The organism is Geobacillus zalihae, assembly GCF_030414215.1.
GTDB classification, from domain to species: domain Bacteria; phylum Bacillota; class Bacilli; order Bacillales; family Anoxybacillaceae; genus Geobacillus; species Geobacillus zalihae.
On the sequence record NZ_CP129217.1, the window covers coordinates 128863 to 142746 of the forward strand.

General features: G+C 51.8%; 26 protein-coding genes. All 26 read left to right on the forward strand.

Features of this window, described 5'->3' with window-relative positions:
* The first annotated feature begins 2 nt into the window (after positions 1-2).
* The 26 genes from rpsC (at position 3) to QWV57_RS00805 (ending at position 13879) form a co-directional block, all read left to right on the forward strand.
* Positions 3-659: a 30S ribosomal protein S3 gene (rpsC, locus tag QWV57_RS00680; protein ID WP_011229626.1), complete on the forward strand. Its 657-nt coding sequence runs from the start codon at positions 3-5 to the stop codon at positions 657-659.
* 2 nt (positions 660-661) lie between these two features.
* A complete protein-coding gene (gene rplP, locus QWV57_RS00685) occupies positions 662-1087 on the forward strand; it encodes a 50S ribosomal protein L16 (RefSeq protein WP_011229627.1) in 426 nt (141 codons plus the stop codon).
* Positions 1087-1287: a 50S ribosomal protein L29 gene (gene rpmC / locus QWV57_RS00690; protein WP_011229628.1), complete on the forward strand. Its 201-nt coding sequence runs from the start codon at positions 1087-1089 to the stop codon at positions 1285-1287. Before rplP ends, rpmC begins: the two co-directional genes overlap by 1 nt.
* Positions 1288-1311: 24 nt before the next feature.
* Positions 1312-1575: a 30S ribosomal protein S17 gene (gene rpsQ / locus QWV57_RS00695; protein ID WP_011229629.1), complete on the forward strand. Its 264-nt coding sequence runs from the start codon at positions 1312-1314 to the stop codon at positions 1573-1575.
* A 49-nt stretch (positions 1576-1624) separates the two neighbouring features.
* Positions 1625-1993, forward strand: a complete 369-nt coding sequence (gene rplN / locus QWV57_RS00700) for a 50S ribosomal protein L14 (protein WP_011229630.1) — start codon at positions 1625-1627, stop codon at positions 1991-1993.
* Positions 1994-2029: 36 nt separating this feature from the next.
* On the forward strand, positions 2030-2341 hold the full coding sequence (gene rplX, locus QWV57_RS00705) for a 50S ribosomal protein L24 (RefSeq protein WP_020754510.1): 312 nt from the start codon (positions 2030-2032) through the stop codon (positions 2339-2341).
* Positions 2342-2368: 27 nt separating this feature from the next.
* On the forward strand, positions 2369-2908 hold the full coding sequence (rplE, locus tag QWV57_RS00710) for a 50S ribosomal protein L5 (protein ID WP_012820489.1): 540 nt from the start codon (positions 2369-2371) through the stop codon (positions 2906-2908).
* Between the two features lie 29 nt (positions 2909-2937).
* Positions 2938-3123, forward strand: a complete 186-nt coding sequence (locus QWV57_RS00715) for a type Z 30S ribosomal protein S14 (protein ID WP_003247599.1) — start codon at positions 2938-2940, stop codon at positions 3121-3123.
* Positions 3124-3156: 33 nt separating this feature from the next.
* Positions 3157-3555 carry a 30S ribosomal protein S8 gene (gene rpsH, locus QWV57_RS00720; RefSeq protein WP_012820490.1) on the forward strand — a complete coding sequence of 133 codons (399 nt, stop codon included), beginning with the start codon at positions 3157-3159 and terminating at the stop codon, positions 3553-3555.
* A gap of 32 nt (positions 3556-3587) precedes the next feature.
* Positions 3588-4124: a 50S ribosomal protein L6 gene (gene rplF / locus QWV57_RS00725; RefSeq protein WP_011229634.1), complete on the forward strand. Its 537-nt coding sequence runs from the start codon at positions 3588-3590 to the stop codon at positions 4122-4124.
* Between the two features lie 33 nt (positions 4125-4157).
* Entirely contained in the window at positions 4158-4520 is a 363-nt protein-coding gene (gene rplR, locus QWV57_RS00730) for a 50S ribosomal protein L18 (RefSeq protein WP_011229635.1), read from the forward strand.
* Positions 4521-4539: 19 nt separating this feature from the next.
* Entirely contained in the window at positions 4540-5040 is a 501-nt protein-coding gene (gene rpsE / locus QWV57_RS00735) for a 30S ribosomal protein S5 (RefSeq protein WP_011229636.1), read from the forward strand.
* 13 nt (positions 5041-5053) lie between these two features.
* On the forward strand, positions 5054-5242 hold the full coding sequence (gene rpmD, locus QWV57_RS00740; protein ID WP_011229637.1) for a 50S ribosomal protein L30: 189 nt from the start codon (positions 5054-5056) through the stop codon (positions 5240-5242).
* Between the two features lie 24 nt (positions 5243-5266).
* On the forward strand, positions 5267-5707 hold the full coding sequence (gene rplO, locus QWV57_RS00745; RefSeq protein WP_013143982.1) for a 50S ribosomal protein L15: 441 nt from the start codon (positions 5267-5269) through the stop codon (positions 5705-5707).
* A complete protein-coding gene (secY, locus tag QWV57_RS00750) occupies positions 5707-6999 on the forward strand; it encodes a preprotein translocase subunit SecY (protein ID WP_011229639.1) in 1293 nt (430 codons plus the stop codon). Before rplO ends, secY begins: the two co-directional genes overlap by 1 nt.
* Before the next feature lie 43 nt (positions 7000-7042).
* Positions 7043-7696, forward strand: coding sequence for an adenylate kinase (locus tag QWV57_RS00755; RefSeq protein ID WP_014194603.1), 654 nt, complete (start codon positions 7043-7045; stop codon positions 7694-7696).
* The gene (map, locus tag QWV57_RS00760; RefSeq protein WP_012820493.1) at positions 7693-8460 is read left to right on the forward strand and encodes a type I methionyl aminopeptidase; all 768 of its coding nucleotides are present in this window, start codon (positions 7693-7695) and stop codon (positions 8458-8460) included. Before QWV57_RS00755 ends, map begins: the two co-directional genes overlap by 4 nt.
* A gap of 95 nt (positions 8461-8555) precedes the next feature.
* Positions 8556-8774 carry a translation initiation factor IF-1 gene (gene infA / locus QWV57_RS00765; protein ID WP_011229642.1) on the forward strand — a complete coding sequence of 73 codons (219 nt, stop codon included), beginning with the start codon at positions 8556-8558 and terminating at the stop codon, positions 8772-8774.
* Between the two features lie 36 nt (positions 8775-8810).
* The gene (rpmJ, locus tag QWV57_RS00770) at positions 8811-8924 is read left to right on the forward strand and encodes a 50S ribosomal protein L36 (RefSeq protein WP_011229643.1); all 114 of its coding nucleotides are present in this window, start codon (positions 8811-8813) and stop codon (positions 8922-8924) included.
* 20 nt (positions 8925-8944) lie between these two features.
* Entirely contained in the window at positions 8945-9310 is a 366-nt protein-coding gene (rpsM, locus tag QWV57_RS00775; protein WP_008881920.1) for a 30S ribosomal protein S13, read from the forward strand.
* A 25-nt stretch (positions 9311-9335) separates the two neighbouring features.
* Positions 9336-9725 carry a 30S ribosomal protein S11 gene (gene rpsK / locus QWV57_RS00780; protein ID WP_011229644.1) on the forward strand — a complete coding sequence of 130 codons (390 nt, stop codon included), beginning with the start codon at positions 9336-9338 and terminating at the stop codon, positions 9723-9725.
* Positions 9726-9875: 150 nt separating this feature from the next.
* Positions 9876-10820, forward strand: a complete 945-nt coding sequence (locus tag QWV57_RS00785; protein ID WP_011229645.1) for a DNA-directed RNA polymerase subunit alpha — start codon at positions 9876-9878, stop codon at positions 10818-10820.
* Between the two features lie 100 nt (positions 10821-10920).
* On the forward strand, positions 10921-11283 hold the full coding sequence (gene rplQ, locus QWV57_RS00790; RefSeq protein ID WP_011229646.1) for a 50S ribosomal protein L17: 363 nt from the start codon (positions 10921-10923) through the stop codon (positions 11281-11283).
* 117 nt (positions 11284-11400) lie between these two features.
* Entirely contained in the window at positions 11401-12240 is an 840-nt protein-coding gene (locus QWV57_RS00795; RefSeq protein ID WP_011229647.1) for an energy-coupling factor ABC transporter ATP-binding protein, read from the forward strand.
* Positions 12216-13085 (forward strand): energy-coupling factor ABC transporter ATP-binding protein, encoded by an 870-nt coding sequence (locus QWV57_RS00800; RefSeq protein ID WP_301100179.1) that lies wholly within the window; start codon positions 12216-12218, stop codon positions 13083-13085. The genes QWV57_RS00795 and QWV57_RS00800 overlap by 25 nt, the downstream gene beginning before the upstream one ends.
* Complete coding sequence (locus QWV57_RS00805; RefSeq protein ID WP_020754519.1) at positions 13082-13879, forward strand: energy-coupling factor transporter transmembrane component T family protein; 798 nt, start codon at positions 13082-13084, stop codon at positions 13877-13879. Before QWV57_RS00800 ends, QWV57_RS00805 begins: the two co-directional genes overlap by 4 nt.
* Positions 13880-13884: the final 5 nt, after the last annotated feature.

The window sequence follows — 13884 nt, forward strand, 5'->3', positions numbered from 1 at the left end:
CCGTGGGTCAAAAGGTCAACCCGATCGGTCTGCGCATCGGCATCATTCGTGACTGGGAATCGAGATGGTATGCGGAAAAAGACTATGCAGATCTGTTGCACGAAGACTTGAAAATCCGTGAATACATTAGCAAACGCCTGCAAGACGCGGCCGTCTCCCGCGTGGAGATTGAACGGGCAGCCAACCGGGTCAACGTAACGATCCATACCGCCAAACCGGGCATGGTCATCGGGAAAGGCGGTTCGGAAGTGGAAGCGCTCCGTAAAGCGCTCGCGCAATTGACCGGTAAACGCGTCCATATCAACATTGTAGAAATCAAAAAACCAGACTTGGATGCACGTCTTGTTGCTGAAAATATCGCTCGTCAGCTTGAAAACCGCGTATCGTTCCGCCGGGCGCAAAAACAAGCGATCCAACGTGCGATGCGCGCTGGGGCGAAAGGGATCAAAACGATGGTATCCGGCCGTTTGGGCGGGGCTGACATCGCTCGTTCGGAGCATTACAGCGAAGGGACGGTTCCACTCCATACGCTGCGCGCTGACATTGACTATGGAACGGCAGAAGCCGATACGACGTACGGAAAAATCGGCGTGAAAGTATGGATTTATCGTGGAGAAGTCCTTCCGACCAAGAAAAAAGCTGAGGAAGGAGGAAAATAATCATGTTAATGCCAAAACGCGTCAAATATCGCCGTGAACATCGCGGACGGATGAAAGGCCGGGCGAAAGGCGGCACGGAAGTTCATTTCGGTGAATTTGGGTTGCAAGCATTAGAATCAGCTTGGATTACGAACCGGCAAATCGAAGCAGCCCGTCGGGCGATGACCCGTTACATGAGACGGGGCGGGAAAGTATGGATCCGCATTTTCCCTTCCAAACCGTATACGGCAAAACCGCTTGAAGTGCGGATGGGTTCTGGTAAAGGGGCGCCGGAAGGCTGGGTCGCCGTTGTCAAACCAGGCAAAGTGATGTTTGAAGTGGGCGGTGTTTCTGAGGAAGTGGCACGTGAAGCATTGCGTCTCGCTTCTCACAAACTTCCGATCAAATGCAAATTTGTAAAACGTGAAGAAACTGGTGGTGAAGCGTAATGAAAGCGAAAGAAATCCGTGAGTTGACCACTGCCGAGATCGAACAAAAAATTAAAGCGTTGAAGGAAGAATTGTTCAACCTTCGCTTCCAACTGGCCACAGGTCAATTGGAAAACACGGCGCGCATCCGCCAAGTGCGCAAAGACATCGCCCGCATGAAAACGATTATTCGCGAACGCGAGCTCGCTGCCAATAAATAATGTGTTTGAGAGGAGGTTTGTGGAATGAGCCAACGCAATCAACGCAAAGTGTACGTCGGGCGGGTTGTATCGGACAAAATGGACAAAACGATCACCGTGTTGGTCGAAACGTACAAAAAACATCCGCTGTACGGCAAACGCGTGAAATATTCGAAAAAATATAAGGCGCATGATGAACATAACATCGCGAAAGTCGGCGATATCGTGAAAATTATGGAAACTCGCCCGCTGTCGGCCACAAAACGCTTCCGCTTAGTGGAAGTCATCGAAAAAGCGGTTGTTCTGTAATCGTTCTTCACTTAGTTCGGAGAGATAATTCCGAAAGGAGGTTTCGTCGATGATTCAACAAGAATCTCGCTTGAAAGTAGCTGATAACTCTGGTGCACGCGAAGTGCTTGTCATTAAAGTGCTCGGAGGCTCGGGTCGCCGCTATGCGAACATCGGCGACGTCGTTGTGGCGACGGTCAAAGATGCGACACCAGGTGGCGTTGTTAAAAAAGGTCAAGTCGTGAAAGCAGTTGTTGTTCGTACGAAACGCGGGGTGCGCCGTCCGGACGGTTCGTACATCCGCTTTGACGAAAACGCCTGCGTCATCATCCGCGATGACAAAAGCCCGCGCGGCACGCGGATTTTCGGACCGGTTGCCCGTGAATTGCGCGATAAAGACTTCATGAAAATCATTTCTTTAGCTCCGGAAGTTATTTAATGGAACGGAACAGCGTTTCAAGGAGGTGCGAATGCGATGCATGTAAAAAAAGGCGATAAAGTGCAAGTAATCTCCGGCAAAGACAAAGGCAAGCAAGGCGTCATTCTGGCGGCGTTTCCGAAGAAAAACCGCGTCATCGTCGAGGGCGTCAATATTGTGAAAAAGCATGCGAAACCGTCGCAAGCGAACCCGCAAGGCGGCATCATTGAGAAGGAAGCGCCGATCCATGTTTCGAAAGTCATGCCGCTCGACCCGAAAACGGGTGAACCGACGCGCATCGGCTACAAAATGGTCGATGGCAAAAAAGTGCGCTATGCGAAAAAATCCGGCGAGATTTTGGATAAATAACCGTGACGCAGGAAGGGAGGTACTTTTATGAACCGCCTGAAAGAGAAGTATGTAAACGAAGTCGTACCTGCTCTCATGAGCAAGTTCAACTATAAATCGATCATGCAAGTGCCAAAAATCGAAAAAATCGTCATCAACATGGGTGTCGGCGATGCGGTGCAAAACCCGAAAGCATTAGACAGCGCCGTTGAAGAGCTGACGCTGATCGCCGGTCAGCGTCCGGTGGTAACGCGTGCGAAAAAATCGATCGCCGGCTTCCGTCTTCGTCAAGGGATGCCAATCGGTGCGAAAGTGACGCTGCGCGGCGAACGGATGTATGAGTTTCTCGATAAGTTGATTTCGGTCTCGCTTCCGCGCGTGCGCGACTTCCGCGGCGTATCGAAAAAGTCGTTTGACGGCCGCGGCAACTATACGCTCGGCATTAAAGAACAGCTCATTTTCCCTGAGATTGACTACGATAAAGTGAACAAAGTGCGCGGCATGGACATCGTGATCGTCACAACGGCCAACACGGATGAAGAAGCTCGTGAACTGCTGGCGTTGCTCGGCATGCCATTCCAAAAATAATGATCCCATAACGCAAGGGAGGCGAAATCGTGGCTAAAAAATCGATGATCGCGAAACAAAAACGGACGCCGAAGTTTAAAGTGAGAGCGTACACCCGTTGCGAGCGCTGCGGCCGCCCGCACTCGGTCTATCGCAAATTCAAATTGTGCCGTATTTGTTTCCGTGAGCTCGCATACAAAGGTCAACTTCCAGGCATCAAAAAAGCCAGCTGGTAATCAACCCATTGATTGGGAAGGAGGTAAAACATAATGGTGATGACAGATCCAATTGCTGATATGCTGACTCGCATCCGCAATGCGAATATGGTGCGTCACGAAAAGCTCGAAGTCCCGGCTTCGAAAATCAAGCGGGAAATCGCGGAAATTTTAAAGCGCGAAGGGTTTATTCGTGATTATGAATATATCGAAGACAACAAACAAGGCATTCTCCGCATCTTCTTGAAATACGGTCCGAACAACGAACGTGTCATTACCGGGCTGAAACGCATCAGCAAACCGGGGTTGCGCGTTTACGTCAAAGCCCATGAAGTGCCGCGCGTCCTGAACGGCTTAGGGATCGCGATTCTTTCGACATCGCAGGGCATCTTAACAGACAAAGAAGCACGGCAAAAAGGCACGGGCGGCGAAGTAATCGCCTACGTTTGGTAATCTATCTGCTCAAGAATGGAGGTGTTTTTGACATGTCACGTGTCGGCAAAAAACCAATTGAAATTCCTGCCGGTGTCACCGTTACGGTCAACGGCAACACGGTTACGGTCAAAGGGCCGAAAGGGGAGCTGACCCGCACGTTCCATCCAGATATGACGATCACGGTTGAGGGCAATGTCATCACGGTTACGCGTCCAAGCGATGAAAAACATCATCGCGCGCTCCATGGCACGACGCGCAGCTTGCTTGCCAACATGGTCGAAGGCGTTTCGAAAGGTTATGAAAAAGCGCTCGAACTCGTTGGTGTCGGGTACCGGGCGTCGAAACAAGGGAAAAAGCTTGTATTGAGCGTCGGTTATTCTCATCCGGTAGAAATTGAGCCGGAAGAAGGGCTTGAAATTGAAGTGCCATCCCAAACGAAAATCATCGTCAAAGGGGCAGACAAACAGCGCGTCGGCGAACTGGCCGCCAACATTCGCGCGGTTCGTCCGCCAGAGCCGTATAAAGGCAAAGGCATCCGCTACGAAGGTGAGCTTGTGCGCCTGAAAGAAGGCAAAACTGGTAAATAACGCGGCATAGCGAAGCGAAAGGAGTGACATTCGATGATCACGAAAGTGGACCGAAACGCGGTTCGGAAGAAAAGACACGCGCGCATCCGCAAAAAAATCTTCGGCACGGCTGAACGTCCGCGGTTGAGCGTGTTCCGTTCCAATAAACATATTTACGCGCAAATTATCGATGATACAAAATCGTCAACGATCGTCAGCGCCTCGACGTTGGACAAAGAGTTTGGCTTAGATTCGACGAACAACATTGAGGCAGCGAAAAAAGTCGGCGAACTTGTCGCCAAACGTGCGTTGGAAAAAGGCATTAAAAAAGTCGTGTTCGACCGTGGCGGGTATTTATATCACGGACGGGTAAAAGCATTGGCAGACGCCGCCCGCGAAGCCGGCTTGGAATTCTAATTACAAAGGAGGGACAACGATGCGTCGTATCGATCCAAACAAACTTGAATTGGAAGAGCGTGTAGTCGCGGTCAACCGTGTAGCAAAAGTCGTGAAAGGCGGACGTCGCCTGCGCTTTTCAGCTCTCGTCGTCGTCGGCGATAAAAACGGCCATGTCGGATTTGGCACCGGAAAAGCACAAGAGGTTCCAGAAGCGATCCGCAAAGCCATTGAAGATGCGAAGAAAAACTTAATTGAAGTGCCGATCGTCGGCACAACGATTCCGCATGAAGTCATCGGCCATTTCGGTGCCGGGGAAATCATTTTGAAACCCGCTTCCGAAGGTACCGGGGTCATCGCTGGGGGTCCGGCGCGTGCTGTATTAGAGCTGGCGGGCATCAGCGACATCTTGTCGAAATCGATCGGTTCCAACACGCCAATCAACATGGTGCGCGCAACGTTTGATGGGCTGAAACAATTAAAACGCGCCGAAGACGTAGCGAGATTGCGCGGCAAAACAGTCGAGGAACTGTTAGGATAAGGAGGGAACGATCATGGCAAAAAAACTGGCGATTACCCTCACGCGCAGCGTGATTGGCCGTCCGGAAGACCAACGCGTTACCGTCAGAACGCTCGGCCTGCGAAAAATGCACCAAACGGTCATCCACAATGACAATCCTGCGATCCGCGGGATGATCAACAAAGTGGCCCACCTTGTCAAAGTCAAAGAAATTGAAGAATAATGAATCATAAGGAGGTGCTTTGCCATGAAACTTCATGAACTAAAACCAGCGCCGGGATCCCGAAAGAAAGCTGTGCGCGTCGGCCGCGGGATCGGTTCGGGCAACGGCAAAACGTCCGGCCGCGGTCAAAAAGGTCAAAATGCCCGCTCAGGTGGAGGAGTTCGTCTTGGGTTTGAAGGCGGTCAAACTCCGCTGTTCCGCCGTTTGCCGAAACGAGGATTTACGAACATCAATCGGAAAGAGTATGCGGTTGTGAATCTGGAAAAACTGAATCGTTTTGAAGACGGAACGGAAGTGACGCCGGAATTGCTTCTTGAGACGGGCGTCATCAGCAAGTTGAAATCGGGTGTGAAAATTTTGGGCAAAGGCCAAATCGAGAAAAAGCTGACGGTCAAAGCGCATAAGTTCTCGGCATCGGCGAAAGAGGCCATTGAGGCGGCTGGCGGTAAAACTGAGGTGATTTAATGTTTCGGACAATCTCCAACTTTATGCGCGTCAGTGATATTCGAAACAAAATTATTTTCACTCTTCTTATGTTGATCGTGTTCCGCATTGGAACGTTCATCCCTGTTCCGGGCGTGAACGCGGATGTGTTAAAACTGCAAGATGAATTGAATGCATTCGGCGTCCTGAACATTTTCGGCGGCGGGGCGCTGCAAAACTTTTCGATTTTTGCCATGGGGGTTATGCCCTATATTACGGCATCGATTATCGTCCAGCTGCTGCAAATGGACGTTGTTCCCAAATTTACGGAGTGGTCGAAGCAAGGCGAGGTAGGCCGGCGTAAATTAGCTCAGTTTACCCGCTATTTCACGGTCGTGCTCGGGTTTATCCAAGCCATCGGCATGTCGTACGGCTTTAACAACTTGGCTGGCGGGATGCTCATTCGAAATCCGGGCATCGGCACGTATTTGTTGATCGCGGTTGTCTTGACCGCCGGCACCGCATTTTTAATGTGGCTCGGCGAACAGATCACCGCGAAAGGCGTGGGCAATGGCATTTCGATCATTATTTTCGCCGGGATTGTCTCAGGCATTCCGACGGTCTTGAACCAAATTTACGCCCAACAGTTTGAAAATGTCGGGGAAGATGTGTTTTTGCGCATCGTCCGGCTCCTGCTTGTGGCGTTGGCGGTCGTTGCCGTCATCGTTGGTGTCATTTACATCCAGCAGGCGTTCCGGAAAATTCCGATTCAATACGCAAAGCGGCTTGAGGGCCGAAGCCCGGTGGGCGGCCACTCGACTCATTTGCCGCTCAAAGTGAACCCAGCGGGAGTCATTCCGGTCATTTTCGCTGTATCGTTTTTGATTGCACCACCGACCATTGCATCGTTTTTTGGCACGAATGATGTAACATTGTGGATTCGCCGAACGTTTGATTATACGCACCCGGTTGGGATGATCATTTACGTCGTGCTCATCATCGCGTTTACGTACTTTTATGCGTTTGTTCAAGTCAATCCGGAGCAGATGGCGGACAACTTGAAAAAACAAGGCGGCTACATCCCAGGTATTCGCCCTGGGAAAAACACACAAGAGTACGTGACGAGAATTTTATACCGGCTGACGCTGGTCGGATCAATCTTTTTGGCGGTTGTCGCTGTGCTGCCGGTGTTCTTTGTGAACTTTGCCAACTTGCCGTCTTCCGCACGAATCGGCGGTACGAGCTTGCTTATTGTCGTCGGCGTGGCGCTTGAGACGATGAAGCAGCTTGAGAGCCAGCTGGTGAAACGCCATTACCGTGGATTCATCAAATAAAGAAGGCAAGAACGGACGTCCCTTGCCGATAGGGGGAGTTAGGATGAATTTAGTGCTGATGGGGCTGCCGGGTGCCGGCAAAGGCACGCAGGCCGGGAAAATTGTCGAGGCTTACGGAATTCCGCATATTTCAACGGGAGATATGTTTCGAGCGGCGATCAAAGAAGGGACGCCGTTAGGGTTGCAGGCAAAGCAGTATATGGACCGCGGTGATCTTGTGCCGGATGAGGTGACGATCGGCATCGTCCGCGAACGGCTGAGCAAAGAGGATTGCCAAAATGGTTTTTTGCTCGATGGATTCCCGCGCACGGTCGCCCAAGCAGAAGCGCTTGAGAGGTTGCTTTCGGAAATCGGGCGCAAGCTTGACTATGTCATCCATATCGACGTTCGCCAAGAGGTCTTAATGGAGCGCCTGACCGGCAGACGTATTTGCCGCAACTGCGGAGCAACGTACCATCTCGTTTTTCATCCGCCGGCGAAACCGGGCGTATGCGATAAATGCGGTGGCGATCTGTACCAGCGCCCCGATGATAATGAAGCAACGGTGGCCAATCGGCTTGAGGTGAATATGAAACAAATGAAGCCGCTCCTCGATTTTTACGAGCAAAAAGGCTATTTGCGCCACATTAACGGCGAACAGGAAATGGAAAAGGTGTTTGCTGATATTTGTGAAGTGCTCGGGGGACTTGCTCGATGATTCGTTGCAAAACCGCGCAGGAAATTGCTTTGATGCGCGAGGCGGGAAAAATCGTTTTCCTTACATTGAAAGAATTGCAAAAGCACATTCGTCCCGGGATCACAACAAAGGAACTGGACGCCATCGCGGAGGAAGTGATTCGTTCCCATGGCGCCATTCCGTCGTTTAAAGGGTATCAAGGGTTTCCAGGGAGCATTTGCGCCTCGGTGAATGAAGAGCTTGTGCACGGGATTCCCAGCGGCCGCGCATTGCGGGAAGGCGATATTATTACGATCGATGTCGGCGCGCAGTATGAAGGCTATCACGCCGACTCGGCCTGGACGTATCCGGTCGGGGAGATTGACGCCGAGACGAAACGGTTGCTTGACGTGACAGAGCAATCGCTGTACGTCGGGCTCGCCGAGGCAAAACCGGGCGCTCGTTTAACGAACATCTCCCATGCGATTCAAACGTATGTCGAAGCGCATCACTTTTCCGTTGTTCGCGAGTATGTCGGGCATGGAATTGGTCAACACTTACATGAAGACCCACAAATCCCACATTATGGGCCACCGAACAAAGGCCCGATTTTGCGGCCAGGGATGGCGCTGTGCATCGAACCGATGGTCAATGCCGGCAGCCGTTACGTGAAAACGTTGGCCGACGATTGGACCGTCGTCACGGCCGATGGAAAACGGTGCGCCCATTTCGAACATACGATTGTCATTACAGAAGATGGCTGCGAAATTTTAACACATTGTGGAAATGAGTCTCCCACTTCATAAGTGGGAAGGGGTAAACGTCTTCTCGATCATCATGGATATCACGTTCGGTTTTGCGCAACACAATGTTACTCATTCGAAGGAGGGAGAGCCGCTCGATGGCGAAAGATGATGTAATTGAAGTGGAAGGCACCGTCATCGAAACATTGCCAAATGCGATGTTTCGTGTAGAATTAGAAAATGGGCACACGGTGTTGGCTCATGTATCCGGCAAGATCCGCATGCATTTCATTCGCATTTTGCCTGGCGACCGGGTGACGGTGGAGCTGTCGCCGTATGATTTGACGCGTGGACGGATCACGTATCGATATAAATAAAGGAATGCACTCCGTTCAATTAGGGAGGTAAACAACATGAAAGTAAGACCATCTGTCAAACCGATTTGCGAAAAGTGCAAAGTTATTCGCAGACGCGGCAAAGTCATGATCATTTGTGAAAATCCGAAGCATAAACAACGCCAAGGGTAATTTTCAAGGAGGTGTATCATATGGCACGCATTGCAGGTGTCGATATTCCGCGTGATAAACGGGTAGTCATTTCGTTAACATACATTTATGGGATCGGCAAACCGACAGCACAAAAAATCTTAAAAGAAGCTGGCGTATCGGAAGACACACGCGTTCGCGACTTAACGGAAGAAGAGCTTGGCCGCATTCGTGAAATCGTCGGCCGCTTAAAAGTGGAAGGCGATTTGCGGCGTGAAGTATCGTTAAATATTAAACGGTTGATGGAGATCGGCTGCTATCGTGGTCTTCGCCATCGCCGCGGATTGCCGGTTCGCGGCCAAAACACGAAAAACAATGCCCGCACGCGCAAAGGTCCGCGCCGCACGGTAGCGAACAAGAAAAAATAATTACGCAAAGGAGGTCATTTGACGAATGGCACGCAGAACAAACACTCGTAAACGCCGGGTAAGAAAAAATATTGATACAGGCATCGCCCATATCCGTTCAACGTTCAACAACACGATCGTGACGATTACGGATGTTCATGGCAACGCCATTGCTTGGGCGAGCGCTGGTTCGCTGGGGTTTAAAGGTTCGCGCAAATCAACGCCGTTTGCGGCGCAAATGGCGGCTGAAGCAGCAGCGAAAGCGTCGATGGAGCATGGCATGAAAACGGTCGAAGTGAACGTCAAAGGTCCGGGGGCTGGCCGCGAGGCAGCGATCCGTGCATTGCAAGCAGCCGGGTTGGAAATTACGGCGATCAAAGACGTCACTCCAATCCCGCACAATGGATGCCGTCCGCCAAAACGTCGCCGCGTGTAACGCCCCTGTATAGAATTTGCACCATTGTCAATAATGGGATATGATAAAGACCATGGCAGGCAAGCGTAAAGAGAGATTCATGGGGGAATGTTGTTAGGCGTGTACCGTTTGATCGGGGTCTCGACGTTTTGAAGGAGGGTATAATAATCGATGATTGAAATTGAAAAGCCGAAAATTGAAACGGTCGAACTGAGCGAAGATGCCAAATATGGCAAATTCGTCGTCGAACCGCTTGAGCGTGGATATGGTACAACCTTAGGGAACTCCTTGCGTCGTATCCTATTGTCTTCACTCCCTGGTGCAGCTGTAACATCGGTGCAAATCGACGGCGTCTTGCATGAGTTTTCAACGATTGACGGCGTCGTGGAAGATGTGACAGCTATCATTTTGAATATCAAAAAACTAGCGTTGAAAATTTATTCAGACGAAGAGAAAACGTTGGAGATTGATGTGCAGGGTGAAGGAGTTGTCACGGCTGCCGATATCACTCACGACAGCGATGTAGAAATTTTAAACCCGGACCTTCATATCGCGACGCTGGCGGAAGGCGGCCGCCTGCGCATGCGCATGACCGCCAAGCGGGGGCGCGGATATGTTCCTGCTGAGGCGAATAAGCGCGAAGACCAGCCCATCGGCGTCATTCCGATCGATTCCATTTATACGCCGGTCTCCCGAGTTTCCTATCAAGTCGAGAATACAAGGGTCGGCCAAGTGACGGACTATGACAAGCTGACCATTGATGTGTGGACGGATGGAAGCATCGGGCCGAAAGAGGCCATTTCCCTTGGAGCGAAAATTTTAACGGAGCACCTGAACATTTTTGTCGGCTTGACGGATGAGGCGCAAAATGCGGAGATCATGGTGGAGAAAGAGGATGATCAAAAAGAAAAAGTGCTCGAAATGACGATCGAGGAACTCGATCTTTCGGTTCGTTCCTACAATTGCTTGAAGCGAGCCGGCATCAACACTGTTCAAGAACTGACGCAAAAAACGGAAGAAGATATGATGAAAGTGCGCAACCTCGGCCGCAAGTCGCTTGAGGAAGTGAAAGCGAAACTGGCTGAGCTTGGCCTCAGCCTGCGCAAAGACGACTAAGTGCCGGCCTCCGCCGGCAAGCCGGAAACACACTTTCACCATATCGCTTTGATGATGACCACCATGAGGAACACATCACTTTAAAAGGGAGGGACATTTGATGTCGTACAGAAAATTAGGACGCACGACTTCGCAACGAAAAGCACTGCTTCGCGACTTGGCAACAGACTTAATCATCAACGAACGCATTGAAACGACGGAAGCGCGGGCGAAAGAACTGCGCTCGGTCATGGAAAAAATGATTACGCTCGGCAAACGCGGCGATTTGCATGCCCGCCGCCAAGCAGCGGCATTCATCCGCAAGGAGGTCGCCAACAGCGAAACCGGCCAGGATGCGTTGCAAAAGCTGTTCAGCGACATTGCGCCGCGCTACCAAGATCGCCAAGGCGGCTATACGCGCATTATGAAACTTGGTCCTCGCCGCGGTGACGGGGCGCCGATGGTCATTATTGAACTCGTGTAACGGTTTCATTTCAACAAGGGCGAGACAGTTTCGTTTGAACTGGATCTATGCCCTTTTTTTGTTTACCATCATTTAGCAGGCTGCGTTTGCAACGCGGCGAAGCAAGGGGAAACGATCATGGCCGAACCAATCTTGTCGATCGAGGGAGTGTCCTTTCGCTATCCAAATCAATCCGACTATGCGGTGCAAAACGTCAGCTTCACGGCCGAGCGCGGGGAGTGGTTAGCGATCGTCGGCCATAACGGATCCGGCAAATCGACCATCGCTCGGATGCTGATCGGCTTGCTTCGGCCGGAGCGGGGCGCCATTCGCTTGTTTGGACGCCTTTTGAACGACGCAACCGTTTGGGAGGTGCGCCGCCGCGTTGGCCTTGTGTTCCAGAACCCGGACAACCAGTTTGTCGGTGCGACCGTGGAAGACGACATCGCTTTTGCCCTTGAAAACAACGGCATTCCGCGCTTGGAAATGGTCGAGCGCATTCGCGAAGCCATTCGCCAAGTCCATATGGAGCCGTTTCTCCATTATGAGCCGCACCGGTTGTCTGGGGGGCAAAAACAGCGCGTCGCCATCGCTGGCATTTTGGCGCTCCGCCCCGATATGATCATTTTGGATGAAGCGACATCGATGCTTGACCCGCGTGGAAGGGAAGAAGTGCTTGAGACGGTGCGCCGCCTGAACCGCCAGCAGCGCATTACCGTCTTGTCAATTACCCATGATTTGGAAGAGGCGGCGAAGGCGGACCGCCTCATTGTGATGAACAAAGGCGAAGTGATGGCAGAAGGGACGCCGGAGCAAATCTTTCGGCTCGGAAGCAAGCTCGAGCGCATCGGTCTTGATTTGCCGTTTGCCGTGAAAATGGGCAGTCGCTTGCGGGAACAAGGCATTCCGCTTCGGGCTGGATATTTCACGACAGAGGAGTTGGTCGAGGAGCTATGGACATTGTATTCGAAAAAGTAGAGCATGTGTACAACGCCCGTTCACCGCTTGCCCGTCGGGCGCTCTATGATGTCAATGTCGCAATCCGAAGCGGGGCGTACGTCGCCGTGGTTGGGCATACGGGCTCAGGAAAATCGACCCTCCTTCAGCATTTAAACGGGTTGCTGCAGCCGACAAGCGGCGCGGTGAAGATCGGCGAAGAGACGATCACGAGCCATAAGCGGCCAAAGCAGCTGAAACCGCTGCGCAAAAAGGTCGGGGTCGTCTTCCAGTTCCCGGAGCACCAGTTGTTTGAAGAAACGGTGGAGAAAGATATTTGTTTTGGCCCGCTCAATTTTGGCGTGCCGGAAGACGAGGCGAAGCGGAAGGCGCGGGAGCTCATTAAGCTCGTCGGATTGAGTGAAGACGTATTGGCGAAATCGCCGTTTGATTTGAGCGGAGGGCAAATGCGGCGCGTCGCCATCGCCGGCGTGCTCGCGCTTGAACCAGAAGTGCTCGTGCTCGATGAACCGACCGCGGGCCTTGATCCGCGCGGGCGCAAAGAGATGATGGAGATGTTTTATCGCCTCCATCGGGAAAAGCAGTTGACGACGGTCCTCGTCACCCACAGCATGGAGGACGCCGCCCGGTACGCCGATGAAATCATCGTCATGCATGAAGGAACGGTATGGGGCCACGGAACGCCGGAAGAGATCTTTCGAGACGCTGACAAACTGGCTGCCATCGGTTTGAGTGTGCCGGAAACGGTCAAATTGAAACAGCAGCTCGAAAAGCGGTTCGGCGTTGTCATTCCGTCGCCATGCTTGACGTTGGAACAGACAGCGGAAGCCATCCAGCAATTGTTCGCCAAAGGTGAGCGTCCATGACGAATCATTTGATTATCGGCCAATATGTGCCTGGTCATTCCGTCATTCATCGCTTAGACCCGCGCGCCAAACTATTGATCGTGTTTGCTTACGTCCTGATCGTCTTTTTGGCGAACAATGCGGCGACGTATGCACTGCTGTCGCTGTTTGCGTTTGCCTTTGCAGCGCTGTCTCGCATCCCGTTTTCGTTCATTGCCCGCGGCTTGAAACCGATTTTATGGGTCGTTTTGTTTACATTGCTGTTGCATCTATTCATGACGAAAGAAGGAGACGTCATCTACCAAATCGGTGCGCTCTCTGTATATGAAGGCGGCATCAAGCAAGGGGTCTTTATTTCCCTAAGGTTTTTGCTCCTTGTATGGATGACGACGATGTTGACGTTGACGACGACGCCGATTGAAGTGACCGATGGCGTCGAAAGCTTGCTTGGGCCGCTCAAAAAGATGCGCGTTCCTGTCCATGAGCTCGCCTTGATGATGGCCATTTCGCTTCGATTCATTCCAACGTTGATGGAAGAGACGGAAAAAATTATGAAAGCACAGGCGGCCCGCGGCGTTGATTTTTCTGGCGGCCGTTTTTCCGAACGGATGAAAGCCATTGTCTCACTGCTTGTGCCTCTGTTTATCAGCTCGTTCAAACGAGCCGATGAGCTGGCGACAGCCATGGAGGCGCGCGGCTACCGCGGCGGGGAAGGGCGGACGAAATTCCGCCAGCTCGCTTGGAAGCCGGTGGACACCGTGTTTTTAGCGGCCGTGGCGCTGCTTTTTGCATTGCTTTGTCTATTACGATCATAGCGGAG